The organism is Pseudomonas frederiksbergensis (assembly GCF_900105495.1).
Lineage (GTDB): Bacteria > Pseudomonadota > Gammaproteobacteria > Pseudomonadales > Pseudomonadaceae > Aquipseudomonas > Aquipseudomonas frederiksbergensis.
The window spans coordinates 4,458,253-4,484,284 of sequence record NZ_FNTF01000002.1 but is presented as its reverse complement, the minus strand read 5'-3'; the positions used below and the strand labels follow the sequence as shown (position 1 = coordinate 4,484,284).

24 protein-coding genes are annotated in these 26,032 nt (G+C 59.7%); 4 read left to right on the top strand and 20 right to left on the bottom strand.

What is annotated here, in order from left to right; all coding sequences use genetic code 11:
- Positions 1-101: 101 nt before the first annotated feature.
- From BLW70_RS20965 to BLW70_RS20905, 13 genes are all read right to left on the bottom strand, one after another.
- Positions 102-1,130: a trans-3-hydroxy-L-proline dehydratase gene (locus tag BLW70_RS20965; RefSeq protein ID WP_074877201.1), complete on the bottom strand. Its 1,029-nt coding sequence runs from the start codon at positions 1,128-1,130 to the stop codon at positions 102-104.
- Between the two features lie 117 nt (positions 1,131-1,247).
- On the bottom strand, positions 1,248-1,970 hold the full coding sequence (locus BLW70_RS20960; protein ID WP_008157200.1) for an amino acid ABC transporter ATP-binding protein: 723 nt from the start codon (positions 1,968-1,970) through the stop codon (positions 1,248-1,250).
- Positions 1,963-2,613, bottom strand: a complete 651-nt coding sequence (locus BLW70_RS20955; protein WP_074877199.1) for an amino acid ABC transporter permease — start codon at positions 2,611-2,613, stop codon at positions 1,963-1,965. The genes BLW70_RS20960 and BLW70_RS20955 overlap by 8 nt, the downstream gene beginning before the upstream one ends.
- Before the next feature lie 10 nt (positions 2,614-2,623).
- Entirely contained in the window at positions 2,624-3,289 is a 666-nt protein-coding gene (locus BLW70_RS20950) for an amino acid ABC transporter permease (RefSeq protein WP_074877198.1), read from the bottom strand.
- Positions 3,282-5,060 (bottom strand): cis-3-hydroxy-L-proline dehydratase, encoded by a 1,779-nt coding sequence (lhpI, locus tag BLW70_RS20945; RefSeq protein ID WP_074877196.1) that lies wholly within the window; start codon positions 5,058-5,060, stop codon positions 3,282-3,284. The genes BLW70_RS20950 and lhpI overlap by 8 nt, the downstream gene beginning before the upstream one ends.
- 10 nt (positions 5,061-5,070) lie before the next feature.
- Positions 5,071-5,889, bottom strand: a complete 819-nt coding sequence (locus BLW70_RS20940) for an ABC transporter substrate-binding protein (RefSeq protein WP_008157204.1) — start codon at positions 5,887-5,889, stop codon at positions 5,071-5,073.
- Positions 5,890-6,139: 250 nt separating this feature from the next.
- A complete protein-coding gene (locus BLW70_RS20935) occupies positions 6,140-6,889 on the bottom strand; it encodes an AraC family transcriptional regulator (RefSeq protein ID WP_074877194.1) in 750 nt (249 codons plus the stop codon).
- Positions 6,890-6,963: 74 nt separating this feature from the next.
- A complete protein-coding gene (locus BLW70_RS20930) occupies positions 6,964-8,220 on the bottom strand; it encodes an NAD(P)/FAD-dependent oxidoreductase (protein WP_074877193.1) in 1,257 nt (418 codons plus the stop codon).
- The gene (locus BLW70_RS20925; RefSeq protein WP_074877191.1) at positions 8,217-8,453 is read right to left on the bottom strand and encodes a (2Fe-2S)-binding protein; all 237 of its coding nucleotides are present in this window, start codon (positions 8,451-8,453) and stop codon (positions 8,217-8,219) included. Before BLW70_RS20925 ends, BLW70_RS20930 begins: the two co-directional genes overlap by 4 nt.
- Positions 8,446-9,561, bottom strand: coding sequence for an NAD(P)/FAD-dependent oxidoreductase (locus tag BLW70_RS20920; protein ID WP_074877189.1), 1,116 nt, complete (start codon positions 9,559-9,561; stop codon positions 8,446-8,448). The genes BLW70_RS20925 and BLW70_RS20920 overlap by 8 nt, the downstream gene beginning before the upstream one ends.
- Positions 9,558-10,490 (bottom strand): 4-hydroxyproline epimerase, encoded by a 933-nt coding sequence (locus BLW70_RS20915; RefSeq protein ID WP_074877187.1) that lies wholly within the window; start codon positions 10,488-10,490, stop codon positions 9,558-9,560. The genes BLW70_RS20920 and BLW70_RS20915 overlap by 4 nt, the downstream gene beginning before the upstream one ends.
- A gap of 114 nt (positions 10,491-10,604) precedes the next feature.
- Positions 10,605-11,276 carry a GntR family transcriptional regulator gene (locus tag BLW70_RS20910; RefSeq protein WP_174553771.1) on the bottom strand — a complete coding sequence of 224 codons (672 nt, stop codon included), beginning with the start codon at positions 11,274-11,276 and terminating at the stop codon, positions 10,605-10,607.
- Between the two features lie 99 nt (positions 11,277-11,375).
- Positions 11,376-12,815, bottom strand: a complete 1,440-nt coding sequence (locus BLW70_RS20905) for a M15 family metallopeptidase (RefSeq protein ID WP_074877185.1) — start codon at positions 12,813-12,815, stop codon at positions 11,376-11,378.
- A 310-nt stretch (positions 12,816-13,125) separates the two neighbouring features.
- Between BLW70_RS20905 and BLW70_RS20900 the strand changes: the two genes are divergently transcribed.
- Complete coding sequence (locus BLW70_RS20900) at positions 13,126-15,027, top strand: potassium transporter Kup (RefSeq protein ID WP_074877183.1); 1,902 nt, start codon at positions 13,126-13,128, stop codon at positions 15,025-15,027.
- A gap of 57 nt (positions 15,028-15,084) precedes the next feature.
- On the opposite strand, the gene BLW70_RS20895 is transcribed toward BLW70_RS20900, so the two are convergent.
- From BLW70_RS20895 to BLW70_RS20870, 6 genes are all read right to left on the bottom strand, one after another.
- Positions 15,085-15,246 (bottom strand): DUF2986 domain-containing protein, encoded by a 162-nt coding sequence (locus BLW70_RS20895; protein ID WP_074877181.1) that lies wholly within the window; start codon positions 15,244-15,246, stop codon positions 15,085-15,087.
- Between the two features lie 162 nt (positions 15,247-15,408).
- Entirely contained in the window at positions 15,409-15,864 is a 456-nt protein-coding gene (locus tag BLW70_RS20890; protein WP_074877179.1) for a VOC family protein, read from the bottom strand.
- A 186-nt stretch (positions 15,865-16,050) separates the two neighbouring features.
- The gene (locus BLW70_RS20885) at positions 16,051-17,616 is read right to left on the bottom strand and encodes an amino acid permease (RefSeq protein ID WP_074877177.1); all 1,566 of its coding nucleotides are present in this window, start codon (positions 17,614-17,616) and stop codon (positions 16,051-16,053) included.
- Between the two features lie 155 nt (positions 17,617-17,771).
- Positions 17,772-18,932, bottom strand: coding sequence for an iron-containing alcohol dehydrogenase (locus BLW70_RS20880; RefSeq protein WP_074877174.1), 1,161 nt, complete (start codon positions 18,930-18,932; stop codon positions 17,772-17,774).
- Between the two features lie 3 nt (positions 18,933-18,935).
- Complete coding sequence (locus BLW70_RS20875; RefSeq protein WP_074877172.1) at positions 18,936-20,327, bottom strand: aldehyde dehydrogenase family protein; 1,392 nt, start codon at positions 20,325-20,327, stop codon at positions 18,936-18,938.
- Between the two features lie 10 nt (positions 20,328-20,337).
- Positions 20,338-21,711, bottom strand: a complete 1,374-nt coding sequence (locus BLW70_RS20870) for a glutamine synthetase family protein (protein WP_008157169.1) — start codon at positions 21,709-21,711, stop codon at positions 20,338-20,340.
- Between the two features lie 212 nt (positions 21,712-21,923).
- Here BLW70_RS20870 and BLW70_RS20865 point away from each other — a divergent pair, with 212 nt between their 5' ends.
- Complete coding sequence (locus BLW70_RS20865; protein ID WP_074877170.1) at positions 21,924-22,241, top strand: carboxymuconolactone decarboxylase family protein; 318 nt, start codon at positions 21,924-21,926, stop codon at positions 22,239-22,241.
- Positions 22,242-22,305: 64 nt separating this feature from the next.
- Here the strand turns inward: BLW70_RS20865 and yghX are convergent, their stop codons facing one another.
- Complete coding sequence (gene yghX, locus BLW70_RS20860) at positions 22,306-23,193, bottom strand: YghX family hydrolase (protein WP_074877168.1); 888 nt, start codon at positions 23,191-23,193, stop codon at positions 22,306-22,308.
- A gap of 553 nt (positions 23,194-23,746) precedes the next feature.
- Between yghX and BLW70_RS20855 the strand changes: the two genes are divergently transcribed.
- Positions 23,747-25,180, top strand: a complete 1,434-nt coding sequence (locus tag BLW70_RS20855; RefSeq protein ID WP_074877166.1) for an NAD(P)/FAD-dependent oxidoreductase — start codon at positions 23,747-23,749, stop codon at positions 25,178-25,180.
- The gene (locus BLW70_RS20850; RefSeq protein WP_074877164.1) at positions 25,177-26,028 is read left to right on the top strand and encodes a HemK/PrmC family methyltransferase; all 852 of its coding nucleotides are present in this window, start codon (positions 25,177-25,179) and stop codon (positions 26,026-26,028) included. The genes BLW70_RS20855 and BLW70_RS20850 overlap by 4 nt, the downstream gene beginning before the upstream one ends.
- Positions 26,029-26,032 lie beyond the last annotated feature (4 nt).

Sequence of the window (26,032 nt, the reverse complement as noted above, 5' to 3'; positions counted from 1 at the left end):
TATTTCAAGTGAATAGACTCGGCCAGTGCTTTTTTCAGTTACGAGGGGGTTTTTTGCTAGCCGTTTGTCAGAGTTTTGGATGAGGGTTTGTAAGGCTGTGCTCAGGCCCCAGGCCAAGTGTCAGAGAGGCGATAGCCTTGTGGCCACGGATCGCTCTGATCGAGCAGCAATTGGTGAGTGCCAGTGATCCAGGCCCGGCCGGAAATGCACGGGTAGATCGCCGGGCGTCCGGCCACTTCGGTCAGCGAATCGATGCGGCAGTGAAACTCGGAACCGATGATCGAACGGCCGATAAAACGTTCGCCGACCTGCATCAAGCCCTTCGCCTGCAACACCGCCATGCGCGCCGAGCAGCCGGTGCCGGTCGGCGAACGGTCGATCTTGCCAGGTTGGATCACCACCGCGTTGGCGCCGGTGGCGATGCCGTTTTCATAGACGAGGGGCGCCGCGATCTGGCAGAAGGAAATGTGCGACCACTCGGGGTTCAGCGGATGGACGAAGCCCAATTGTTCGTTGGCCGCGCGGGTGATTTTCAGCCCGACCTCGACTAGTTCGGCCGCCTCATCAGGACGAATGGAAAAGCCCAGGCGCTTGGCATCGGCGATCACAAAACTGTCGCCGCCGTACGCGGTGTCGACCTGCAATGAGCCGACGCCTTCAACTTCGATCCAGGCGTCGAGACGGTCAGCGAAGGAGGGCACGTTCTTGATTTCCACCCGTTCGACCTTGCCGTCACGGCAGTCGGCCACCGCTTCGATCAGCCCGCCCGGCGCTTCGAGCACCAGCCGGGTTTGCGGTTCGGTCATCGGCAGGATGCCGCTGTCGAGCAACACGGTGGCCACGCACAGTGAGTTGGAACCGGACATCGGCGGCGTGTCGGCCGGTTCCATGATGATCCAGGCCATCTGTGCCCGAGGATCCTTGGCCGGCACCAGCAAGTTGACGTGGCGGAACACGCCACCGCGCGGCTCGTTGAGGACGAAGTTGCGCAGGGTCTGATCCTTGGCAATCCAGCGCGACTGTTCCCACACGGTGGCCCCGGGTGGCGGCGCGACGCCGCCGACAATCACATCGCCGACTTCGCCTTCGGCGTGGCAGCTGACGACATGGATGACTTTCGATGAGCGCATGGTCTGCTCCTTGTTTTGTTTGTTAGGGCCTCATCGCGAGCAGGCTCACTCCCACACTGATTTTGTGTACACCACCAAACCCTGTGGGAGTGAGCCTGCTCGCGATAGGGCCATTAGCTATTTCACTGATTTCAGAAACGCCGCAGTTTCGGCATGCACCGGATTCCCAATCACCTGATCCGGCGAACCGATCTCATGCACCAGCCCATTGCGAAAGAACGCCACACGATCAGACACATCCCGGGCAAAGCGAATCTCATGCGTCACCAACACCATGGTCATACCGTCTTCGGCGAGCATGCGCATGGTGTCCAGCACCTCGCCCACCAACTGCGGGTCGAGGGCCGAAGTGGCTTCGTCGAACAGCATGTAGTCCGGCGACATGGCCAGGGCGCGGGCAATCGCCATGCGCTGTTGCTGGCCGCCAGAGAGCTTGCCGGGAAAGGCCTTGAGCTTGTCGCCCAGACCGACGTGGGTCAGTTGCTTGACCGCCAGTTCCTCGGCTTCGGCCTTGCTCTTGCCCAGTACTTTGCGCGGCGCCAGCATCACGTTTTCCAGCACGGTCAGGTGCGGGAAGGCGTTCCATTGCTGGAAGACGATGCCGATCTTCTGCCGCAGGCGGTTGAGGTCGGTGGCGCTGTGATGGACCTCGACACCGTCGACGCGGATGTTGCCTTTCTGGATCGGTTCCAGGCCGTTGATGCACATCAGCAGGGTCGACTTGCCCGATCCGGAGCCGCCGATGATCGACACCACCTCGCCCTTGTTCACCGTCAGGTTGACGCCCTTGACCACTTCGAGGTTGCCGAAGGATTTGTGTACGTTGTCGATCTCAATCATTTTCTTGCCACCTTCTTTCCAGACGAGCGCCGAGGCGAGCGACCACCAGGCTCATGACGTAGTAGATGAGGCCCGCGATGCACAGCACCAGCAGCGGTTCCTGAATGCGGGTCACGATGGTTTGCGAGGCGCGCAGCAGTTCGACGATGCCGATCCACATCACCAGCGCGGTGTCTTTCATCACGCTGAGCACCAGGTTCAGCCAGCCGGGAAACGCCACCCGCGTGGCCATCGGCAGGACGATCCAGCGCAGGTCCTGGAGGAAACTCAGGCCCAGGGAACGACTGGCCCGGCGCACGGTGAACGGCACTGAAAGCACGCCGCTGCGCACGATCTCGGTGAAGTACGCGGCGGCATAGACCCCGAGCACAATGCAGCCGACGCTGAAGGCACTGATGTTCAAGCCGACAATACTTTTCAGCGAGTTGAACAACACAAACTGGATCAGCAACGGCACGCTGCGAAACACGTCCAGCACCCACGCCAGCGGCAGGCTGGCGCGTGGCAACAGCGCCCGCAGCAAGCCGAACAGCAACCCGGCGACGGAGCCGAGGATGATCGACCAGAACGTGAGTTTCAGAGTGACCCAGGCACCATCCAGCAAGAACAACAGGTCATTCCAGGAAAAACTGGTGGTCAACATGCTCACCTCCTCAGTAGCGGAACAGTCGCCAGGCCATCAGCCGGGCGACGGCGACGATCGCCTTGGCAATCAGGTAATACAGCACCGCGGCGATGGCGAAATATTCGAAGGTGCGGAACGTCTTGACGTTGTAATCCTGGGTCACGCCGGTGAGGTCATTGTTCAGCCCGACGATCACCCCCAGCGATGTCATCAACACCGCCCAGACCATTTGGTTAGTCAACGGGTAGAACACGATGCGCAGCAGCTGCGGGACGATGATCATCCGGTAAGCCTGGAAGGCACTCATGCCCAGCGAACGCGCGGCGCGCACCTGCGTGCCGGGCACCGCCTTGAGGCCACCGCGAAAGTTTTCCGCCAGGTAACCGGCGTTGTTGAAGGTGATCCCGGCCAGCAGCGCGAACCATGAGCTGACATGCAAACCCAGTGAGCCGAGGCCGAAGTAGAGGACATAGATCTGGAACAGCGACGGCGTGTTGCGGGCGATCGACACCCAGCCGTTGCCGATGCCGCGCAACAACGGCTGTTTGGCTTCGCGCATCACCGTCAGGGCCAGGGCGATCAGCACGCCGAAAATCATCGACAGCGCGGCGGTCTCGAAGGTGACCCAGGCGCCGGCCAGCATGTCCGGCAGGGCGCGCAGGGTCGCGCGCCATTGGAAGGTGTAATCAAACATGCGCGTGGCTCTCCAGTGAGACGGCCGATTGCAGCCAGGCCGGCAAACGACCGCTGGCCGTGGCGCTGCAGGCGGCGTCGACACATTCGGCGAGGTTGGCAAAGTGCACCTTGCGGCCCACCAGGCCGGGTGCGTAATGGGCGTATTTGCCCGAGTTGGTCATCAAGGTTTTGGCGGCCAACGGGATCACCGGCTCGCCGAGCATGCACCAGCAGGTATCGGTGACCAGGGTTGCGCCGAAGGTTTCGATCACCGCGATATGTCCCGCCTCGCGGGCCTGCTCCAGCACCGCACGACCGCAGGTGATGGCGAGCACCACCTCGGGGTGTTTGTGCCGACCCAGACACAGCCGCGCCAGATGTGCGAATTCGCTGAGAGAGAAGTGCGGATTGCCCAGCGAGACCACATCCACCCGGCTGTCGCGGGCACTGTTGAGCTCGTGCCAGCTGAGCAGCAAATCCTTCAGACGGATTTTTTCCACCGGCACGGGGACATTCGCTTCCAGCACCTGCGCCGGGTCGAGTGCTTCCGGGGTCACCCCGGCGATGTGGAACAGCGGCGCGGCGGAGGTAGTGGCGAAAGCGGCGCCGAAGGCTTTCAAATCGTCCAGGCTCGGCTTGCTCTGTTCCAGTCCCAGCACCAGCGGAATCCGGCTGCCGGCCAAGGCACCGATGTGGTAACCGAGCAGCGGGTAGAAGGCATCGTCCAACTCAGGCAAATCCGGCAATTCGATTTGCAGACTCGCTTTACGTTGCGCGTCCAGATGGCAGCCGATCAGCGGCGCGCGGCCGGTCAGGGCGATGCAGATATCCAGGTAATCCGGGTATTTCAGGGTGCGTGCGCCGAGCACGCTATTGGCATACACCACGGCGTTGGATTCGGCCCAGACGATTTGCTCGCCGGCCTTCGGCGCGCTGTCGAGCAGGTAGGGCGCGCAGGTAAAACTCAGCTGCGCGCCCATCGCCATGTACGCATCGCCCAAGGCGCTGGCCGGTACGCCGAGCTCCGGATCAATGCCCAACTCGCGCCAACGGCGCTGGTCGACGGAAATCGAATTGAGGGTGGTCGGCACCCGCACTTTGGCTCCCCACTGCACCAGTTGTTCGGCAAAGCGCAGGCTCGCAGGTCCGGTATAAATGCAGCCGTCGATGTGCGCCTGGGTGACGTCTACCAGACTGCGCGCACCTTGCAGTTCAGCCATGCGCAAGACGATCTGCATCGCCACTTGCGCGGCTTTGCCATGCTCGCCGTCGAGTAGAGCCTGATCGTGTTCGGTGAGTTCGATGGCGGTGGTTTTTTCTACTGTCTGCAACGGACTGTCGAGTGCCTGCCAGGCATCGCCCGGCCGGTGTTCGAACAAGGTCACCGTTGACGCTTCGACCCGAGCAAAGGCCTTGCCGCGCAAGGTGGCGAAGGCCTCCCGGCCGATGCACAGCACCGGCAGGGAACGCTCGAAAATGGTCTGTGCCACAAGCACGCCCAGGGTCAGGATCTCATCGGGTTCGGCCAGCACCAGTGCGGCCGGCGCATGGCCGTTGCTGATCAGTTCCATCAGCACACTGCTGCCGGTGCACGAACCGCGACCACTGGGAATCGCCAGCACCCGGCCGGCCAGATGTTCGCCGCTGAGTGGGTGGTGACGGTCGATGATCTCTCCACTAAATGGATCGACCCCGCCCCAGAAACTCAGCCCGACATCGGCAAACAGCAGGGCGCCTTGTGCGGCGCCGGCGACCAGGCTGCGACCGGTCAGTGAGGTTGGCCTAGGCATGCCGGACACCTCAGTAATAGACCTTGGGCACGGTCAGGTCGGTGGGTGAAATCTCGGTGCCGACCCATTTGGTGAACAACTCGTTGTAGCGGCCGCTGCGCACCTGCTGATTGACGAACAGGTTGAGGTAGTTGAGCAGGCCATACTCGTTACGCTTGGCGCCCAGGGACACGTAGTCGATGGTGTACGGCGCGTTACCGGCAATTTTCAGGTTCTTGTATTTGCCCGACTTGATGGTGGCGGCGGCCACGGTGTTGGTGACCACGGTGGCGTCGATGTGGCCCTGGGCGACCGCCAGCAGCGTGTCGTTCTGCGACTGATAGGCGCGGAAGGTGCCAGTGCCCCAGTTCTTCACGTCTTTTTCCAGGGCGATGGCTTCATAGGTGCCGCTGGTGTTGCCCAGGGCTTTGCCTTTGATATCGGCGAAGCTGTTGATGCCGGTGTTGTCGCGGGTCAGCACCACCATCTGGAAGGCGAAGTACGGCACGGTGAGGCCGACGGTCTTGGCCCGCTCAAGGGTGTCGGAGGTGGAGGCAACGATCACGTCGGCGCGCCCGGAGACCAGTGCCGGAATTCGATCGGGGAAGGGCGTTTCAACCACTTCGGCGTCGACCCCGAGGATTTTCGCCAGGTCGCGGCAGTAGTCCACATCGAAACCGGCCGGGTTGTTGCCTTCATCGCGAAAACCCATTGGCGGGAAGTCCAGGGTCACGGCACACCGCAGCTTGCCCGAACCAATAATGTCGTCGAGCTTGTCGGCCTGGGCGGTGGCGATAAAGGAAGTACTGAGAACAGCGCTGAGGGCTACGGCAAATGCGGGGTTTTTCATAGAGGCCTCGTTGTCGGAAAGTGCTGTTGGATATCGTATTGGGGATTTCGTATACGATATGTGATTAGCAATGAGCGTGCCTGTTTCCGAACTGAGGCGAGAATTATTCGCCAAGCCTTGAGCTAAAGGTCTTACAAGATTGTGGGAACAGGGCTTAGGAGAAGAACGCCTCGGCGGGCTGTATCAGGCGGTGTTACAGAAGGGAGCAGTGGAAACGCCGGGCGCCCCTTAAAGGAACACTCGCCCGGCTTCAGCGACGGCTTTCGCGATACTGACTTGGCGCCAGACTGGTCAAGGCGCGGAACTGCCGGCTGAACGCGCTGTGGTCTGTGTAACCGCAGCGCAGGGCGATCTCGGTGATGGGCAGGTCGGTGTGCAACAAAAGCCGGGAGCCTTCTTCCAGGCGCGCCTTGTGAATCATCTGCCGTGGGGTGAGCTGGAACACTCGTTTGCAGTGGCGCTCCAGTTGCGCCACGGAAAACCCGGCGATCGCGGTCAGTTCGGCGAGGCTGATCGGACGGGCGAAATGGCTGCGGATATGCGCGTCCACCGCTGCGAGTTTCTGGAAGGCCGGATGGCTGGACTGTGGCGCTTGCAGGTCGCGAGAGATGCCGGCCAGGCCGACGATCTGACCTTGCAGGTCACGCAGCGCGAGTTTGTGGGTCAGGCACCAGACCGGCTGGTTGCCGTAATACAGGTGCAGTTCGAGTTGGTCGGCCAGTTCTCGGCCAGTGGACAGCACCCGCCGGTCCTGTTCGGTGTACAGCGGACCGAAGCGCTCGGGAAAGACCATGTCGGCGGTGCGCCCGAGCAGCTCGTCACTGTGTTTGAAGCCACAGCGCCGGGCCAGGGTCTGGTTGACGAAGGCGTAGCGGGCCTCGCTGTCCTTGATGAAAAACACCACGTCCGACAGGGTATCGAGCAGCGCCGCGATCGGCTGCAGACTGCTCAGCAGGGTGGGCAGGTCGCAGGGTTTGAAGGTAGTGAGCGAGGCATACATGGCGCAGGGCGTCTGAAGGCAATGCCCCGGATCATAAAGACTCGGCGACGGAGCCGAAAGCCCCGGGCCGGCATTCAGGCCGGTGGGGTGTCGTCCAGGCACAGCAAGGTCTCGATCCGCGCCGGACTGAACGGTGGCCGTGGCGCCGAAGGTTGCCAGCCGAACAGGTGCTGCAACGCGCCGCCACACACCCGGCCCTGGCAAGCGCCCATGCCGCAGCGACTGGCCAGTTTGGCCTCGCGCCAGTCAGTGTGCCCGGCGAGCGCTGCGTAAGGCACGTCTTCGCAGCGGCACACCAAGGTGTCGGGTTGTGCCAGCGACTTGAGTTGCGGGTCGAGGGTGAATGCTTTGTTGAGGGCGTTGGCGAAACCCTGCCAACGTGTACGACGCGGCCACAATGCTCGGGCCGAATCAAGGTCGCCGACGGCGGCGTGGCCAGCGATGGCGCCTTCGACCAATGCCAGTTCACTGCCACCGAAACCGGTGCATTCACCCGCCGCATAGTGATCGGCGCGGCGAGTGGTCTGCCAGGCATCGACGGCAATCTCCAGACCTTCAAGTTCGCAGCCAAGGGCCTGGCCGAGTTGGGTATTGGGTATCAGGCCGAAGCCACAGGCCAGGCGATCACATTCCAGTTCGACGATTTTTCCTTGCTGTTGCAGACGCACAGCTTCCAGCCGCTCATTGCCCAGGGCGGCCAGTACATGGGTCCCGGGACGGTAATGGCGGTCGAACAACGTGACCGATTGCATCAGCTTGTTGGGCCAGCGTGGCAACTGCGCGGCGAAACCGGCGACGGCGGCCGCGCTGGCCTGCTCGGCGATGCGCAATATCCGGGCGCCGTTGTGTTTTGCGGTGGCGGCGCTGGCCAGCAATAACGGTCCGCTGCCGGAAATCACAATGCGTTCGTCCTGCACCGGCAGCCCGCCCTTGATCAATGCCTGGAGGCCTCCCGCACCCGTCACGCCGGGTAACGTCCAACCGGGGAAGGGCAGCAGTAACTCGCGGGCGCCAGTGCAGAGAATCAGTTTGTCGTAGCCGATCAGCCAGCCACGATCGGCGTCTTCGACCAGCAGTTGTTTCGGCCCGGCGCTGGCAATCACCCGCGTGCCGGAGTGGCGGTAGATGTTGCTGCACGCCTCGAGTTGCTCGCGCATCTGACGCGCTGTATTCGGCAGGTTGGCCTGAGGGCCATCACGCCAGATTTGCCCGCCCGGCAGCGGGTTGTCATCGAGCAGGACGATGCGCGCACCGCTTGGCGCTGCGGCGAGCGCAGCGGCCATGCCGGCGGGACCGGCACCGATGATCAGCAGGTCGGCGTATTCGTTCATGCTTGAGTCTCCACGTGCATGCCGTCACGGCACAGGGTCTGGCAGGCCAGGCGCCGCCGACCGTCGATGGTCACCCGGCATTCCTGGCAAATGCCCATGCCGCACAGCGGTGCGCGGCGTTGGCCACTGACCGAGGTGCGCGCGCAGCCGTCGCCGCTCAGGGCCAGTGCAGCAGCGACGCTGGTGCCTTCGGCGACCCGCAGGGTACGTCCGTCGAGCATCAATTCAGGCATAAACGGGCTCTCCGAGAAAACGTTGCGGCAGATACGGTTGCGCGGCCAGCGGCGGCGTTTCGTCGAACAGCTGCGCGACCAATAGGTCAGCGGTGCCGGGGGCGGTCGTCACGCCGAGGCCTTCGTGACCGACCGCCAGCCATAAGCCTTTGCGTTGCGGGTGCTGACCCACCAGCGGCAAGCCGTCGGGGCTGGCAGCGCGAAAACCGGTCCAGGCGCGGATACCGTTGAGCTGAGCCAGACCCGGCATGTAATCGGTGGCACGCCGGAGCATTTTCGCCAGCATCCAGCCCTCGACTTGCGGGTCGGTGGTGCCGAATTGGCGTGAGGCGCCGATGAACAGTTGTCCGGTCGGCCGGGGTTGAATGTTGCAAGCCGTCGAAGGGCCGCTGGCGTTGTGGGCACTGGTGACGTAACCAAGTTCCACCAGGGTGTGAGTGACCTTGCCGGGGTAGCGGTCGGTGATCAGCAAGTGGCCTTTCTTCGGCTCGATCGGCAACTCCGGGCACAGCGCGTTGGCCTGGACGCCGTTGGCCAGAATCACCGCTTCGGCGCTTAGCCAGTGACCGTCGTCGAGCCGCACACGGTTGCCATCGACTTCGCTGACCCGCGCCCGACGTTGGCTGATGTTCGGTGTGTCGAGCATCCAATTGGCGGTTGCCGGCGCATACAGAATGCCGTCGCCATTGATCAGCAGTCCGCCTTCCAGACCCTCGCGCAGTTCCGGTTCGCGCTGGTACAAGGCACTGCTGGAGATCAATTCGCAGGCCACGCCTTGGGCCTGCAAATTCAGGTATTTACTGTGGGCAACGGCCATTTCTTCGGCATTGGCCGCCAGCCAGAGGGTGCCATTGCACCGGTAGGCGCAGCCGTCGGGCAGGGCCGGCGCCAGTTCGCGCCAGCGCTGCAGGGAATATTGACTGAGGGCCAGTTCGGCCGGGTTGTCGTCCAGGACCAGCAAGTGGCCCATGCCCGCCGCCGTAGCGCCGGGCAGGCCGGCGTCCAGTACCAGCACGCGCAAGCCGCGTCCCGCCAGCGCCTGGGCACACGCGGCGCCGATGATGCCGGCGCCGATCACGATCACATCGGCCACCCGGCCCTCGTTCACGGAAGAATGCCCCAGGCGAACGGGTCGTCCTGTTCGATGATCAGGCTGGCTTCGGCGCTGATAAAGGCGCGGCCGCGAATGGTCGGCACAATGCGTTCGCCCTGAAGTTCGTAGGAACCCTCGAATTCGCTGCCGATGACACTGGCCTGACGCCAGATCTGTCCCGGCTGCAATTTGTCGTCGGCCGCCAGGCACGCCAGTTTGGCGCTGGTGCCGGTGCCACACGGAGAGCGGTCGTAGGCCTTGCCGGGGCAGAGGACGAAGTTGCGGCTGTCGGCCTGTTCGTCATCGGCGAACAGCTCGACATGGTCGATCAAGCCGCCGTCTTCGCCGCGAATACCCTGAGTTTCCAGTGCTTGCTGCACGGCGAAGGTGTAGGCGGTCAGCGCATCGAGGTTATCGCCGGCAATACGCAGACCGTGCTCGGCGATCAAGAAGAACCAGTTGCCACCCCAGGCAACATCGCCGGTCACTTGACCGATCCCCGGCACCTGCAACGATAGCGCTTTGCGGTAACGGTAGGCCGGCACGTTGCGCACGCTGACCGAATGGTCTTCATGCAGCGTCGCTTGCACCGTGCCCACCGGGGTTTCGATGCTGTGCATCCCGGGGCCGATCTTGCCCAGATGCGCCAGCGAGGCCACCAGGCCGATGGTGCCGTGGCCGCACATGCCGAGGTAACCGCTGTTGTTGAAGAAAATCACGCCGGCACAGGCGCTCGGGTCCACCGGCTCACAGAGCAGGGCGCCGACCAGCACATCGCTGCCTCGGGGTTCCAGCACGCAAGCGGCGCGCCATTGATCATGCTGTTCGGCCAGCCGCTGTCGACGCTCGGCCATGCTGCCGTTGCCCAGGTCAGGAAAGCCGGCGGTTACCAGGCGGGTCGGTTCGCCGCCGGTGTGGGAGTCGATCACGGTGATGCGTTTCATGGGATGGCCACGTCCGTTCAGATGAGTGAACGAAAGAGTGGCCTGTGGGAGGGTTTGCCGGCTTGATGGTTTTATCCAGTGCCGATGACGAAATCGGCACAGTGCGGCGAGCGGTCAGTGGTGGTGAGGCAGGTGCTCGAACAGGGTCTTGCAGACGCCGGCAATGTGCTCGTCGAGCAACTTCACCGCCAGGTCCACATCACCGGCGCGGCAAGCCGCAAGGATTTCCCGGTGTTCGTGATCGGCGCGTTCCTTGCCGGCCGACAGGCTCATCTGCATGCGCAGGTAGCGCTCCAGCTTGTCGTTGACCGAGCGGATCAGGCCGACCAGAAACGGTCGTTGCGCCGGCTCGTAAAGGCAAGCGTGCAGTTCCCAGTTGAGCTCGGCCCAGCGGCCCACATCATCTTCGCCGATGAACTCCTGGCAGATGCGTTCGGCACGGGCGAAGGTTTCTTCGGTCATGTTCGGAATGGCCAAGCGCAGCACCTTGTCTTCGAGCAGCATGCGCACTTCGAACATTTGCGCCAGTTCTGCATCGGAAACCCGGGTGACCATCGCCCCGCGATTGCGCTGGAACATCACCAGGCCTTCGGCCTCCAGGCGCTTGAGGGCTTCGCGCACCGGAATCTTGCTGACGTTGAACTGACGGGCGATGTCGTCCTGGCGAATCGGCTCGTCCTCGGCGAAATGCCCGGCGACGATGGCGTCACGCAGATGACGGGTGATGATTTCCGACGTCGAAGGCGAATTGCCAAGGTCGGGAGCGTTGAGTTTGGTCAGGGCCACGGTCGTGATCGTCAGGATTGAATTGCAGATAGGGTATACGAATTTGAACTGGCTGGTCTTCGGCGATGGCCAGAACCTCCAGCCACCGTCTACCCGCCATCAACGTTCGGGAAGGTTCCAGCTCTCGCGAAAGTGCTCGTATTCCGTTTCGGGCATTTGAACCAGCAGAGGGGACTGGCGAGGCTCCAGCCAATTGAACAATCGAGAAATATCCGCTGGATCCATGGCGGTGCAACCCAGCGTCGGCGAGGTGGGGCCGCGCCAGATGTGGAAGAAAATGCACGAGCCCGAGGTGGGGGACGCTGGCGTATTGTGCTCGATGAAAATGCCTTTTCGATAGGTGTCGTCATCGCGACGCATCTGTTCGGAGCTGTCCCAGTCTTTCGAAACAGCCGCTCCGTCGACCAGCTCGTTATAGCGCGTGGAGTGGCTGTCATCCACGCATTCGATGGTCGGGGTGAGTGCCAGGTAAGGCAGTCTGGTGTCGGCCGTGCTGTCGTAGCCAAACGCGGTTCCCAGTTTGAACACCCCGGCAGGTGCTTTGCCGTCACCTTCACGTTTGACCGGACCTTCGCGTTGCTCAACGCTGCTCAGGCCCTTGCCCCACGCCAGCCCGCTCTTGCCGACCACCACCGGAAACGCCCCTTCGTATTTTCGAAAGCCGTTGCCTTGTCGCTCATAGCGCTGGGCAGTGCCCTGAATGTCAGTCCAGTTTTTTGTGGTGACCACAATCAGCTGATTGGCGGTGTCGAGAACATCGCGCGCAGCCAGCGGCGTAATGGGGAAGTCCATGACGTTCTTCGGAGAACCGTCCCCGCTGTAGGTGAAGTGCCACCATTCCTTGGAATATCCGATAAATCCTTCTTTCTCCATGGCCCTGCTGAGCTTCTGGCGATTGTCCCTGGCGGCAGCGCTGATCGTCGGGTTGTCGGTATGTGCGCGCTCATCGAAGCAATCGAACCCCGTGCCCATGTCGAGCGCGCCGTCGCGCCAACGCTGGCCATAAGGGGCGGTGCAATCGACTTGTCCGGCTGAAGGGGTCCAGGTATCGGCGGGCAGGGCATCCGGGCCGGTCAGTGTCAGGTCCACGGTTGAGCCTTTGGAGTGGTTCGACACCCGGGCCACGTAGCCCAGGCGCCAGAAATCCTGCTTGTCCACGCGCGGATAGAACTCGGCCTTGCGCGGGTCACCCGGCTCCGACGCAAAGCGCCCCATATCGGCAACGGCACGGCTCGGTCGATAACAGTCAAACACCTTCAAACCGTAGCCCTGCGCCCGCAATGCCGTTTGTACCCGAGCAAGGGCCTTGGCGGCGTCCAGCGATAACAGACACTGTGGCGCGGCGTAACCGTCGAGTGGGTGCCCGGTGAAGTTGTGAGCGCTGGCATAGCGAATGTCTTGCTCGATGCCCGGCTCAATCGTGCGCAGATACACCATGTTCTCGGGGCGTGTCTCTGCACCGGCGATGCCGGGCACGACAATGCTCAGGCACAGGATCCATCGCTGCCAGGTCCGCGCGAGCCTGTTTGGCTGATCCATTGCGCAACGAGGGTGGTTTGATCTGCCCGTCAGGGTTTTGGACGATCGAATGTCCAAGGCTCGCCTCTCATATGATTTTTTACGCTTTCTTTACGGTGGTCATTTTCGTCCCACACGATACTGGCCGCGTTTTTTAACGTCTTCGTTACGTATAGCACTTCACCTCTTGGCTAAGCGAGGTGTCAACCAAGGTCATCAATAACCGTTTGAATCAATGCCTCTTTACGGCCGCCTGTCTCAAACGGCCTCGGGGAGCCGTCTCGCTCAAGGATGGTATGCACTTTCTCCCCCTTCATTCAGAGAGTCTACCGTGAGCGAAACAACGTCTGTTGCACATGAAAATTCTCAAGCCAAAACCTCAGGTGCAGGCTTGCTCGTCGCCGCTGTCGGGGTGGTTTACGGGGACATTGGCACCAGCCCCCTCTACACGTTGAAAGAAGTATTTTCCGGTCACTACGGCGTTCAGGTAAATCACGACGGCGTGCTAGGCATTCTGTCGTTGATTTTCTGGTCGCTGATCTGGGTGGTCTCGATCAAATACGTGCTGTTCATCCTTCGCGCCAACAACCAGGGCGAAGGCGGGATTATGGCGTTGACGGCTTTAGCCCGCCGCGCGGCAACACCTTATCCGCACTTGAGCAAGGTACTGGTTCTGCTGGGCCTGTTCGGTGCGGCGCTTTTTTACGGGGACAGCATGATCACCCCGGCTATTTCAGTGCTCTCTGCGGTTGAAGGACTTCAGCTGGCGTTTGACGGAATAGAACACTGGGTTGTGCCCTTGTCAGTGATCGTGCTGGTGGCGCTGTTCTTGATCCAGAAACACGGCACGGCTCGCATCGGGATCCTGTTCGGCCCAGTGATGGTGCTGTGGTTTGTAGTGTTAGGTGCGCTGGGGATCCATGGCATTTTGCAGCGCCCGGAAGTCTTGCAAGCGCTCAACCCATACTGGGGCGCTCATTTTTTCATCGCGCATCCGGGGATCGGCGTGGCCATCCTGGGTGCCGTCGTGTTGTCATTGACCGGTGCTGAAGCGCTGTATGCGGACATGGGGCACTTTGGTCGCAAACCGATTTCTCGTGCCTGGTTCATTCTCGTGTTGCCCGGTTTGGTGCTCAACTACTTTGGCCAAGGCGCCTTGATCCTGGGAAACCCGGAGGCTGTGCGCAATCCGTTTTATTTGCTGGCGCCCGAGTGGGCACTGTTGCCGATGGTCGCGCTCTCCACACTGGCTACCATCATCGCGTCTCAAGCCGTGATTTCCGGTGCTTTCTCCCTGACTCGCCAGGCCATCCAGCTGGGTTACGTCCCTCGCATGTTTATCCAGCACACCTCCAGCCAGGAGCAAGGGCAGATCTACATCGGCACGGTTAACTGGGCGTTGATGGTCGGTGTCGTGTTGTTGGTGATTGGTTTCGAGTCGTCCAGTGCTTTGGCCGCAGCGTATGGTGTCGCTGTGACGGGGACCATGCTGATCACAACCCTCTTGTCTTCGGCTGTCGTGCTGCTCTTGTGGAAAACCCCGCGCTGGTTGGCCATCCCGATGCTGCTCGGATTTTTGCTGGTAGACGGTCTGTATTTCGCCGCCAACGCGCCGAAGATTTTTCAGGGCGGTGCGTTCCCGGTGATTGCCGGCATCGGCCTGTTCATTTTGATGACGACCTGGAAGCGGGGCAGGAAAATTGTGGTTGAGCGGCTGGATGAAACCGCGCTGCCTCTGCCGCTCTTCATCAGCAGCATCCGTACGCAGCCTCCTCATCGCGTACAAGGCACGGCGGTGTTTCTGACGGCCCGGGCCGATGCCGTTCCTCATGCGCTGCTGCACAACCTGTTGCATAACCAGGTTTTGCATGAGCAAGTCGTGTTGCTCACGGTAGTGTCTGAAGACAGCCCTCGCGTCAGTGCTGACAGAAGGTTTGAGGTCGAAGCCTATGGTGAAGGCTTCTTCCGGGTCAGTCTGCACTTCGGGTTTATCGAGGAGCCGGATGTTCCCCTGGCCTTGAGTCTCTGTCACTTGGCCGATCTGGATTTCAGTCCGATGCGCACGACCTATTTCCTCAGCCGAGAAACGGTCATTGCGACCAAGCGCATGGGTATGGCTCGTTGGCGAGAGAGCCTGTTTGCCTTTTTACTCAAGAACGCCAACAGCAATCTGAAGTACTTCAAATTGCCGCTTAACAGGGTGATAGAGCTGGGCACACAGGTCGAGATGTAGCGATAAACGAGGCTGTTGGCTCCAGCATCTGGACGGCGACCCGCGCTGTTGAATAGATCAGCTGTCAGGGGAAATGATCGAGTCCGGGCCAGGCTCAGCAGCCAGTTTCAACCGGTCAGCTTTACTAATGTATTTAGACTTACTGGCCGGTGCCAATTTGGCACTGGCCTTTTTTGCGTGAGCCTTTAACAACTGCTGTATTTTTTTACGACGGTTCATGTTTTCTGCTCGGTTTGTAAACTCTTCAATGATGGCAGAGGTTGGTGCACGAAGCCTAGGGCGTGAGACAGGGCTTCACTGCGTCTTCCATGACTAAGATGACATCGGCCCAGCGAATATCCGCTGGACCGATGGGGTTACGTGCGTTCGAGCTTGTGTCTCTCAGGCAAACGCCGCCTCGACAAATGCCTCCAGCGCTTTTTCTTCCAGGATCTCGATGGAGAAGTGCCCGAAACGCTTGGGCAACCAGATGATGCGGGCTCCGGACGGGGATAGCAGGTTCTCGCGGGCCAACGGCGCGCCGTTTTCATCTTCTGGCTGAACATCGGCGACCATCAATTCGTCATAGGCCTTCTCGATGTCCGGTGTCGAGTAGCAATGGCGATAAATCATCCCCTCGCCCGAGGCGTCCAACAGTTCCTTCAGGTTCCCCGCCAACGGCTGAACCAACATGAAACGCTCTTGGCCGATCAGCGCAATCGCGTAGCGCACATGCAGACCACCTCGCTCCCAGACGAGCGTTTTGGAGATTCTGGCTTTCAGTATCTGTGCGTAGTAAGCACAGGCTTCCTCGAGATTCTTGACCAATATATCGACGTGACTGAACTTCAATTCCATTGCATGCCTCCTGCCGGCCCTGCGCCCTGTTGATCCATGGGTACTGATCCTGGGATTGCCCAATCACAGACCGAGGTCAGCATGCCATTAACGCCCTCCCTTGCGTTGCAATGATCCTTTAAAAAATCGCAGTCTGGCGAGAGCAAGCGCCCTCGCCACAGAGTCAACGTCACGCGTAACTAGCAATCAGTTTCCAGCCTGTCTATTCAACGCCGCTTCCGCCGCCGCGATTTCAGCCTGACGCTTGACGATCATGTCGCCTATCGGCGGCCCCTGGAAGCGTCGCGTTTCAAACCCGAACCAGACAATCGCCGTCAGCACCAGAAAACCGAGGGTGATGTACAGCGCCCAATCGTTTGGTGGCTGGATGCCGATGACGAAAATAACCACCATCGAGAGGATCGAGAGGAGGGCGAACACTGTGTACCAGAAGCGTCCCATGTTCCACGGCCCCATGGTCGGCCACTTCGAAGTCCCATAGGTAAACAGGCCCAGCACGATGGGAATGATGAAGGAGAAGAACAGGAAGATCACTGTGCAGGACACCACGATGGTGTAGACCGGCGTTTCACCGATGGATATCACTGACGATCCCCAGACAAACAACACCGCAAGCGTGGCACCGGTCCAGATTGCTGCCACCGGGCTGCGAAGGGTCGGCGAGACCGAGGACAGCGCTTTGGAGAAGGGCAGGCCACCGTCCCGGGAGAACGCGAAGATCATGCGCGAGACCGAGGTCACGGTCGCCAACCCGCAAAGGAATTGCGAGATGAAAATCGCCACGTACAGCGCCACTTTCACCGTCGGATTGACCTGGGTATCCATGGCCCAGAAGAACACGCTCCAGCCTTGCTTCGCCGCCTCGTCCATGCTCGGCAGCATCAGCACGAACGAACTGAGCATGACCCAGCCGAACAGCAACGACCAGACCACCGACATGACCATTCCGCGAGGCACCGACATGGCCGCATTCCGGGTCTCTTCCGAGGTGTGCGCGGAGGCGTCATAACCGGTGATGGTGTAGATCGGCAGCAACAGGCCGAGCATGAAAATCCAGCCGTTCGATACCTGTGGCCAAACGTTGCCGCCAGCCTCGCCGGAATAGTTGCTGAAGGTCCATAACCGGGCGAACTCATAGCTGGGCGCCGAGATCAGGCAGACGATGGTCAGCGCGAGCGCTGTGGCGAAAATCAGATAGCCCGAGAAATCGGTGAGCTTCGCCGTCAGGCCGATACCCAGGTGATTACACAAGGCCTGGATGCCGGTCAGGATCGCCAGGAAAATCACCCGGGTCGTGGTGGTGTCTTCCATTCCCAGGGCGGGTCCGAAGGCACCGAAAAAGAAGTAATAGGTGCCGACGTTGATTGCACCGAGCACGGTAATCAACCCGAGTAAGTTGAACCAGGCGGTCAGCCAGCCGGTGAAGCGGTTACCAAGAATCGAACCCCAGTGATAGAGGCCGCCAGCGGTGGGGTAGGCCGAGGAAATCTGCGCCATGGCCATGGCGAAAAATCCGGAGATCAGGCAACCGATCGGCCAACCGATGCCGATTGACGCACCGCCTGCACCTGAGGTCCCCTGAGCGAGTGAGTTGATACCACCCGAGAGGATGCAGATGATCGAAAAGGAAATGGCAAAGTTGGAGAAAACGCCCATGCGTCGCGAGAGCTCCTGGGCATAACCCATGCTGTGCAGCAGCTTGACGTCATCGTCTTGCGGCGCGCTCGTGCCAGGCTGGCTTGTTGGCTTCATGTTGTGTGCCCCTTCAGGTTTTGATACGCATCCACCCGGGTTTTTCGGTGCCGGATGGGCTGGCCTTCAACCCCTTGTCGTACTGCTCCTTTTTCTAACGGATAAACCCCGTCCATGCTGCGCGTTCGCACCTTGGCCATGGACAAGCAATGCTCCTACAGACGGCCGTGGTACGCCGCGTCGAAAATCTCTGCCGCGCCATTTCGGGTCAAGGGTAGCGGGTTGCCGCCAGCGCAGGGGTCAACAATCGCCATGTCCGCGATCAGGTCGGCCTGCCGGTCATCCACTCCCAGCTCAATCAGCGTATGGGGCACGCCGATGTCCTTGCGCAACTTGAGGACGAAGGCCAGAAAACTGTCGAAGCCGGGCGAGGGCAGACGCAAATAAGCCGCCAGGCGGGTGATGCGTTCCTCGATGGCCGGGCGATTGAATTTCAGGACATAAGGCATGAAGGTGGCGTTGGTCATGCCGTGATGGGTGTCGTACAGGGCGCCCACCGGATGTGAGAGGGCGTGCATCCCGCCCAGGCCTTTCTGGAAAGCGGTAGCACCCATCGCAGCAGCTGCGAGCATTTCCGCTCGCGCCTCCAGGTCCGAGGGTGTGTGTACGGCTCGCACCAAGGCGTTGGCGACCAGGCGCATGCCTTCAACCGCAATCCCTTCGGCCATGGGATGGAAGCCGGGGGCGCAGTACGATTCCAGGCAATGCGCAAACGCATCCATGCCGGTGCCCGCGGTGACCTTGGCCGGCATACCGACGGTCAGGGCCGGGTCGCTGATGACCACGCGCGGCATCATCTTCGGGTGGAAGATGATGCGTTTGGTGTGCGTACGCTCATCGATGATCACCGCCGCACGGCCCACCTCGGAGCCAGTGCCCGCTGTGGTCGGCACCGCAATGATCGGGGCGATGCTGCCTTCGTCGGCGCGGGTCCAGTAATCGCCAATGTCTTCGAAATCCCACACCGGTCGGGTCTGGCCGCTCATGAAGGCGATAAGTTTGCCCATGTCCAGGCCACTGCCGCCGCCGAAGGCGACCACGCCATCGTGTTTGCCGGCGCGCCAGGCGTCGAGGCCGCCCGCCAGGTTGGCTTCGACCGGATTGGGTTTAAGGTCGCAAAACAGCGCCACGCCAAGGCCGGCGGCACGCAAGGCGTCCACTGCCGAGAGGGTGATCGGGGCACGCGCCAGGCCACTGTCGGTGACCAGCAACGGTCGCTGGATCCCTTGGCTGCGGCAGATCTCGGCAAGTTCGGCGATGCGGCCGACACCGAAGCGGATGCTTGTGGGGTAATTCCAGTTCGCGGTCAGGCTCATGGCTTAGATCTCATGGCGCAAATGGAAGGATTTCGCGCGGGTCAGATGTTCATAACCCAAGCGCGACAGCGTGACGCCGCGCCCGCTGTTCTTCACTCCGGTCCAGGCCAGGGCCGGGTCCAGGTAATCGCAGCGGTTCATGAACACGGTGCCGGTGTCGATCTCGTTGCCCAGGCGTTCGGCGGCGTCAAGGTCTTGCGTCCAGATGGAAGCACTGAGCCCGAATTCACTGTCGTTCATCAAGGCAATGGCTTCATCGTCGCTGGCCACCGGCATAATGCCGACCACGGGACCAAAGCTTTCTTCGCGCATCACCGACATTTGATGGGTGACGTCGACTAATACTTGCGGCGCGAGGTAGGCGCTGCCCGGTGCGTCGGCGGGAAAGGTCTTTGTGTCGATCAGGGCCGTTGCACCTTTAGACAGCGCATCGGCGATCTGCCCGCGGACGAAATCAGCCGCGCCCGGATTGACCAGCGGGCCTAGGGTGGTGGCTTCGTCCAGGGGGTTGCCCAGCACGTATTGGCGAGTCAGCGCGACGAAGCGTTCGACAAACAGCGGGTATATTTTTTCATCGACATAGATGCGTTCAACTGCGCAACAGCTTTGCCCGGAATTGAAGTAGCTGCCGTCCACCAGGTTTTCCACCGCATGTTCGAGGTTGGCGTCTGCGCGGACGTAGGCCGGGTCTTTGCCACCGAGTTCCAGGCCCACGCCGAGGAAACCCCCTACGGCAGCATGTTCCATGGATTTACCGCCCTCGACCGAACCGGTGAAGTTCACTTGCTGCACGCGTCCAGAGGCAATGATCGCTCCGGTATAGAGATGACTCAGCAGCAGGTTCTGGAACAACCCTTCGGGCAGATGGGCGCGGCGAAAGGCCTCGGCGAACCGTTCACCCACCAGCAGCGTTTGCGACGCGTGTTTGAGGATCACGCTGTTGCCGGCCATCAGCGCCGGGATAATCGTATTCACTGCCGTCAGATAGGGGTAATTCCAGGGGGCGACGACCAACACCGTACCCAACGGTTCGCGTTTGATATGGCGTCGAAAACCGTTAATAGGCGTGGGTTCAATCGCCGCCAGGGCTTCAGGCGCGATGGCGATCATATGCCGGGCACGCTCTTCGAAACCGCGCAGTTCGCCAGCACCAAAGCGCACCGGGCGGCCCATCTGCCAGGCCAGTTCCGGCACGATGTCAGCCTTCATGGCCAACATCGCGTCCACCGCGGCGTTGCAGAAGGCGGCGCGTTCGCTCAGTGGCCGGCGTTTCCATTGCGCCTGGGCAGCTTCGGCCGCCGCCAGCGCCTGGTCGATTTGCGCCGCATCGGCGCAGCGGCGTTCGGCATAGACCCGGCCATCGACCGGTGAGATGAGTTGAATGGTTGAAGTCATGATGGTGGTCTCAATAGCGCTCAAACCCGCGCTGCAGTTCCCAGTCGGTGATCCGCCGGTCGTACTCTTTCTGCTCCCATTCGGCGGTGTGCACGTAGTGGTCGATCACTTCATCGCCGAACGCTTCGCGCAACATGGTCGAGCCCTGAAGTGCGGCGCAGGCTTCGCGCAGGGTCTTCGATACCTCGGGCAAGTGTTCGTCGACGTAGGCATCGCCCTCGAAGGGCGGCGCGAGGCTGAGCTTCTCGTCGATACCGGCCAGTCCCGCAGCGATCAACGCGGCGAAGGCCAGATAAGGGTTGAGATCGGCACCGCCAATGCGACATTCGATGCGGATGGATTTGCTGCCTTCTGCGCACAAACGGAAACCTGCGGTGCGATTGTCCCGACTCCACACCGCCCGGGTCGGGGCAAAGGTGCCGGCCTGAAAGCGCTTGTATGAATTGATGTAGGGCGCGAGAAAACAGGTGATGTCGTTGGCGTACTTGAGCTGCCCGGCCACCCAGGAGCGCATCAGTTTCGACATGCCGAACTCCGCCTTGGCGTCGAAGAACAGCGGCTTTTTACCGTTCTTGTCCCACAGCGAATTGTGGATGTGGCTGCTGGAACCGGCAGCGTCATAGCGCCACTTGGCCATGAACGTGATCGCCTTGCCCTGCAATTGCGCGATCTCTTTGCAGGCGTGCTTGATGATGACGTGGTGGTCGGCCATGGTCAGCGCATCGGCGTAACGGATGTTGATCTCTTCCTGGCCCGGCCCCCATTCACCCTTGGAGTTTTCCACGGGAATGCCGCTGGCCTGCAGATGTTTGCGAATCGCCCGCAGCACTGGCTCTTCGCGGGTGGTCTGCAGGATGTTGTAGTCCTCGATGTAATGACCGGCGGTTTTCGGCTTGTGGTAATTGCGCTCGTGGATCGCCTCGTAGCTCTCGTCGAACAGATAGAACTCCAGCTCCGAGGCGAACATGCCGGTGTAACCGCGCTCGCGCAGTCGCTCAACCTGCTTTTTCAGAATCGCCCGCGGGCTGTGCGGCAGGTCGCGCCGATGGTGATGATCGAGCACATCGCAGAGCACCAGCGCCGTGCACTCGAGCCAGGGCACCCGCCGCAACGTGGCCATGTCAGGTTTGAGCACAAAGTCGCCATAGCCTTTGCTCCAGCTGGCCGCGGCGTAACCCGGCACCGGCTCCATGTCGATGTCGTCGGCCAGCAGGTAATTGCAGCAATGGGTTTCTTCATGGCCGCTGTCGATGAAAAACTCGACCTGGAATCGTTTGCCGACCAGCCGGCCTTGCATGTCGACCATGCAGACCAGAACGGTATCGATCTCGCCGGACGCGGCGGCACGCTTGAGTTGATCAAAACTGAGGAGGGGCTCGGTCATCACGTAGTCCTGCGTGAATGGTTTGGACCTGTCTGAAATAGCTGTTGCAGACGCTCTCCAGAACCAACCAAAACCTGCAGACGCGAGCATCGTGTGCAATAAGCTGCTGTAAGCGTAGCCTACTGTTGCAGTGTGCAAGTTTCGCCAATCGCAACCTGATGACTCGGACGCAGAAATGCGAATTGATCGCCCTCCAACGCGAGGAAACAAACATGACAAAGAAGAAAGCGCACAACACCTACCAACGTCTCGAACAGCAATACCCGGATTACCTGGCCGCCGTGGAGGCCTTGGGTACGGCGGTGCGTCATACCGGCCCCCTGGAAGAGATCGTTGTCCAGCTGATCCAGCTCGGTGCCGCGGCGGCCATCCGCTCTGAGGGCGCAGTGCACAGTCATACCCGACGGGCACTGGAGGCGGGCGCCACGCCAGAGCAGATCCGTCACACGCTGATCGCCCTGACCAGCACGATCGGTTTTCCTACCGTCGTTGCGGCCATCAGTTGGGCGGACGATGTGATTGAGACGTGATGATCCTGCTCGACTGTTTGGTGCACCGCCAACTCTATTTGGCAACAGACGAGCAACCTCACTATCAAGCCAGGTACCGCCGAAACCACCCCAGCGTCCGGTCCCAGGCCAGCTTGGCTGCGGCCTCATCGTATCGAGGCGTGGAGTCATTATGAAAACCGTGGTTGGCGCCGGGGTAGATGTACGCTTCATAGGTCTTGCCCGCGGCTTTCAGTGCCTTTTCATAGGCGGGCCAGCCTTCGTTGATGCGTGTATCCAGTTCACCGTAGTGCAGCATCACTGGCGCCTTGATTCGGGCGACATCCTTGGCTTCTGGCTGGCGACCATAAAAGGACACGGCAGCCCCCAGTTCCGGATAAGCCACGGCCGCGGCATTGGCGACACCACCGCCGTAGCAGAACCCGGTGATACCGACTTTTCCGCTGCTCGCGTCATGCTTGATCAACCACTCGATGGCGGCGAAAAAGTCGTTCATGAGCTTTTCCGGGTCGACGGTCGCCTGCAACTCCCGGCCTTTGTCATCGTTGCCGGGATAGCCGCCCACCGAGGTCAGGCCATCCGGGGCGAGGGCGATGAAGCCTGCCTTGGCCACACGCCGCGCGACGTCTTCGATATACGGGTTGAGCCCGCGATTTTCATGCACGACCACCACCGCTGGCACCTTGCCGGTGGCTTTCGCCGGGCGCACCAGATAGCCACGGACCTGGCCGTTGCCCTTGGGGGATGGATAGGTGATGTACTCGGCAACGATGTCCGGGTCGGTAAATTCAACCTGCTCGGCGAGCGCATAATTCGGGCTCAGGGCGGCGAGCAGCGCGCTGGCGGTCAAGCTACCCAAGGTGAACAATGCCGCCCGATCCAGAAACTCACGCCGGTTGATCTTGCCGTGGGCGTAGTAGTCGTACAGTTCGAGCAGTTCCGGAGCAAAGTCTTTGGCAGTGAGACGGGCCATCTGTGCGCTTCCTCTTGGGCGGGTCGATTGCTCTGTCGGTTGGACAGCGTGGGCGATATCTATCGAGCGTAGCTGCTCATAAACAAAAGAGGCCTCGAAGACTGGGTGAAAACGCGGAGTGGTGACTTAAGCAAACGCCCGAGATTGTTTGGGGCGCCCACTTTTGGGTGAGGACGCGGCTGCCTGGAAATTACTGCTATCGATCGCTGCAGCTCACCTACTGCCAAGCTCTAATCGCTAGGAGGGTAGTTAAGTTTTCACACAATCTGTGGTTGTCTATTTTTTTGAAATATTTGTTTTTACTAATTATGTAGCTCTAAGTAAGTTTTCATAGGTTGCTGTTTTTTAGAAGTCAGCAGGGCAATCTGTGGCTTTAAAAGCGGAGGGTCAGGTTTTTAGCTCTATTTGAATATGTGTAGAATTATTTCAAAGATACAATATGAAACAAATAGTCGGTTGAATCGCAATGTAACGAAATTATAGAAGTGTTCCTGTTTTCCAACGAGAAAAGTTGATTCTTCTTACGTCGCGGGTAATTGTCTGAGGTCAAAACATGGAGTTCGACGTCATTGTTGTAGGTGCAGGAGCAGTTGGTGGGTCAATCGCATATGAGTTGTCCACGCGTGGTTTAAATGTCTGCCGAGTTGGTGAGACTGATCGTACAAATGCAGCGTCAAGGGCTGCCGGCGCGATGAATGGATGTTTCGGGGAGGTAACAAGCGGCCTACTGGCAAGTGATTTTGGTCGATTGAAACTAGACATGGACCGACAAGCTCAACACCTGTGGTCAAGTTGGGCGGAGCGCTTGGCAATTTCTTCAGGTGATTCCAGTTCGCTGTTTACCGCGATTGGGACCCATGTGCTGCTCAACACCGCCGGCATGGATGAGGTGGATAGCGTTAACTACGACACCATCGAGAGAACCCTTCGTGAGTATGGTGAGCCGTTCGAAATTGTTGATCCACGCAAAATTGAGTGGCTGAAACCTAACCATCTGGTTCGCCCTTTGCGTGGGCTGTACATACCAAACGAGCACTCCGTGAATTCTCATCTTTTGCTGGAGAAGCTGGATGCTGCATTTACCTCCGAGGGCGGCGCTCTGAAAAATGAGAACGCCCTGCGTGTGTTGGCTGAGGGTGGGGGAGTCACCGGCATTGAGTTATGCAATGGAGAGACTCTATGGGCTAAAAAGGTTGTGATTGCAGCAGGCGTTCAATCTTTAGACCTGCTTAGTGATTTCGACGAACTCGTAAAGAAAATTCCACCGTTGTTCAGTGGATATGGCGTTTCAATTCTCGTGAAAATGCCAGAAGGGATTGAGTTGCCGAGTTCTGTCATACGGACTCCAAATCGTGCTTTTGCGTGCGGCTTGCACTGTGTCCCTCGTGGGGACGGCGTCCTGTATCTGGGAGCCACTAATATAATTTCCGAGCAGCCTAAACAGCAGGCTCTCATATCGGATGTTCAGTTTTTGCTTGACTGTGCTGTTGATCAGTTAAACTTGGACCTTCACGGAGCTGAAATCATTTCCATACAAGTTGGCAACAGACCAATACCGGCAGACGGTTTTCCATTGATTGGCGAGTGCGGTATCGAAGGTCTTTGGCTCGCAACAGGCACCTATCGAGACGGCCTGCACCAATCACCATTGTTGGCGCGGTATATAGCTAATTGCTTGACCGATATAGAGACTCCCGATCTAGATCTGAGCCCTTTCAAACCTGTACGTGCTCCGCTATCTGGCTTTGCCCGCGAGAATACGGTCAGGGAAACGGTACAGCAGATGTTTGCCACAGGATATGAGTATCGTTGGGATATAAAACCTTACTGGTTTCCTTTGCTGGATGAAGGTCTGTCGCGCAATTATGAACAACTTATAAATGACTTGCATCCGTCGTTTACGCCTCCTCCGGAATTGGTCGCATTCTCCTATCTGTATAAGTCAATTTTGAAAAGACTTTCGCAGTATTACAAGGAGTGGTCATGAGTCTTACGGATCGTGAGTATCTTGCTATTAGTCAAGCGCGGGCCATGTTGCAAGCGTCTGGTGTTTGGGACTTGGAAGCTGATTTGAGTTGTCTAATAGATCGCTATATCCAACGGTTGGATAAAAGCCGTGCGCTCGATGAATTTATGTTAGCGGTTAAAGAGCGCTGTAACCGAATTCCTCTCGGGCATATTGTTGGCATGGTGGAGTTTGACGAAATGCCGCTGGTGGTCGGTAGCGGCGTGTTTATCCCCCGTCCTCACAGCCAAATCATTCACAAGTGGCTGGAGACCAGTGCTGCGCTGCGACCGGGAGCAAGTGTTCTCGATTTGTGTGCCGGAAGCGGCGCGATTGGCTTGGCGATCGCACGGCGCAGACCGGATCTGAAAGTGACATGTGTGGAGTTTGATGAGATAGCGATGCAGTACCTCAAACGCAACATTGATCGACTGGCCTGCAAGGGGGGGCAGGTCAATCACTTGCAGGCTGACATTCGCGACAAACAGGCATTTACGCGATTCACAGACCAGGTCGGTTTGATTGTCGCTAATCCTCCGTACGTCCCACAGTCCCAAGAGTTGTTGCCTGAGTGGAGCGATCACCATCCACGGGAATCGGTCTATTCCGGGGTCGATGGGCTTGAACTGATACGGCAAATCATCTCGCTCGCGAACCAGTTACTTAGTCGTGAAGGTTGGCTAGTCATTGAACATGGCGAGGATCAGGCCAGAGCTGTGCGTGAACTGTTCAAACAGAGTCAGCTGACAAATACGCAAACTGTAATCGATAAGGAAGCGTCTGACGCCTCAGGCAGCTCAGTAATGACCATCGGATGCAAATCATATTGATTTT

Coding starts and splice junctions, on each gene's coding strand:
- BLW70_RS20885 (WP_074877177.1), bottom strand. CDS start 17,616: ATGAAGCCAACAAGCCAGCCTGGCACGAGCGCGCCGCAAGACGATGAC.
- BLW70_RS20905 (WP_074877185.1), bottom strand. CDS start 12,815: ATGGATCAGCCAAACAGGCTCGCGCGGACCTGGCAGCGATGGATCCTG.
- BLW70_RS20855 (WP_074877166.1), top strand. CDS start 23,747: ATGGAGTTCGACGTCATTGTTGTAGGTGCAGGAGCAGTTGGTGGGTCA.
- BLW70_RS20875 (WP_074877172.1), bottom strand. CDS start 20,327: ATGACTTCAACCATTCAACTCATCTCACCGGTCGATGGCCGGGTCTAT.
- BLW70_RS20865 (WP_074877170.1), top strand. CDS start 21,924: ATGACAAAGAAGAAAGCGCACAACACCTACCAACGTCTCGAACAGCAA.
- BLW70_RS20890 (WP_074877179.1), bottom strand. CDS start 15,864: ATGGAATTGAAGTTCAGTCACGTCGATATATTGGTCAAGAATCTCGAG.
- BLW70_RS20925 (WP_074877191.1), bottom strand. CDS start 8,453: ATGCCTGAATTGATGCTCGACGGACGTACCCTGCGGGTCGCCGAAGGC.
- BLW70_RS20915 (WP_074877187.1), bottom strand. CDS start 10,490: ATGAAACGCATCACCGTGATCGACTCCCACACCGGCGGCGAACCGACC.
- BLW70_RS20950 (WP_074877198.1), bottom strand. CDS start 3,289: ATGTTTGATTACACCTTCCAATGGCGCGCGACCCTGCGCGCCCTGCCG.
- BLW70_RS20955 (WP_074877199.1), bottom strand. CDS start 2,613: ATGTTGACCACCAGTTTTTCCTGGAATGACCTGTTGTTCTTGCTGGAT.
- BLW70_RS20960 (WP_008157200.1), bottom strand. CDS start 1,970: ATGATTGAGATCGACAACGTACACAAATCCTTCGGCAACCTCGAAGTG.
- lhpI (WP_074877196.1), bottom strand. CDS start 5,060: ATGCCTAGGCCAACCTCACTGACCGGTCGCAGCCTGGTCGCCGGCGCC.
- BLW70_RS20870 (WP_008157169.1), bottom strand. CDS start 21,711: ATGACCGAGCCCCTCCTCAGTTTTGATCAACTCAAGCGTGCCGCCGCG.
- BLW70_RS20850 (WP_074877164.1), top strand. CDS start 25,177: ATGAGTCTTACGGATCGTGAGTATCTTGCTATTAGTCAAGCGCGGGCC.
- BLW70_RS20880 (WP_074877174.1), bottom strand. CDS start 18,932: ATGAGCCTGACCGCGAACTGGAATTACCCCACAAGCATCCGCTTCGGT.
- BLW70_RS20935 (WP_074877194.1), bottom strand. CDS start 6,889: ATGTATGCCTCGCTCACTACCTTCAAACCCTGCGACCTGCCCACCCTG.
- BLW70_RS20930 (WP_074877193.1), bottom strand. CDS start 8,220: ATGAACGAATACGCCGACCTGCTGATCATCGGTGCCGGTCCCGCCGGC.
- BLW70_RS20965 (WP_074877201.1), bottom strand. CDS start 1,130: ATGCGCTCATCGAAAGTCATCCATGTCGTCAGCTGCCACGCCGAAGGC.
- yghX (WP_074877168.1), bottom strand. CDS start 23,193: ATGGCCCGTCTCACTGCCAAAGACTTTGCTCCGGAACTGCTCGAACTG.
- BLW70_RS20940 (WP_008157204.1), bottom strand. CDS start 5,889: ATGAAAAACCCCGCATTTGCCGTAGCCCTCAGCGCTGTTCTCAGTACT.
- BLW70_RS20895 (WP_074877181.1), bottom strand. CDS start 15,246: ATGAACCGTCGTAAAAAAATACAGCAGTTGTTAAAGGCTCACGCAAAA.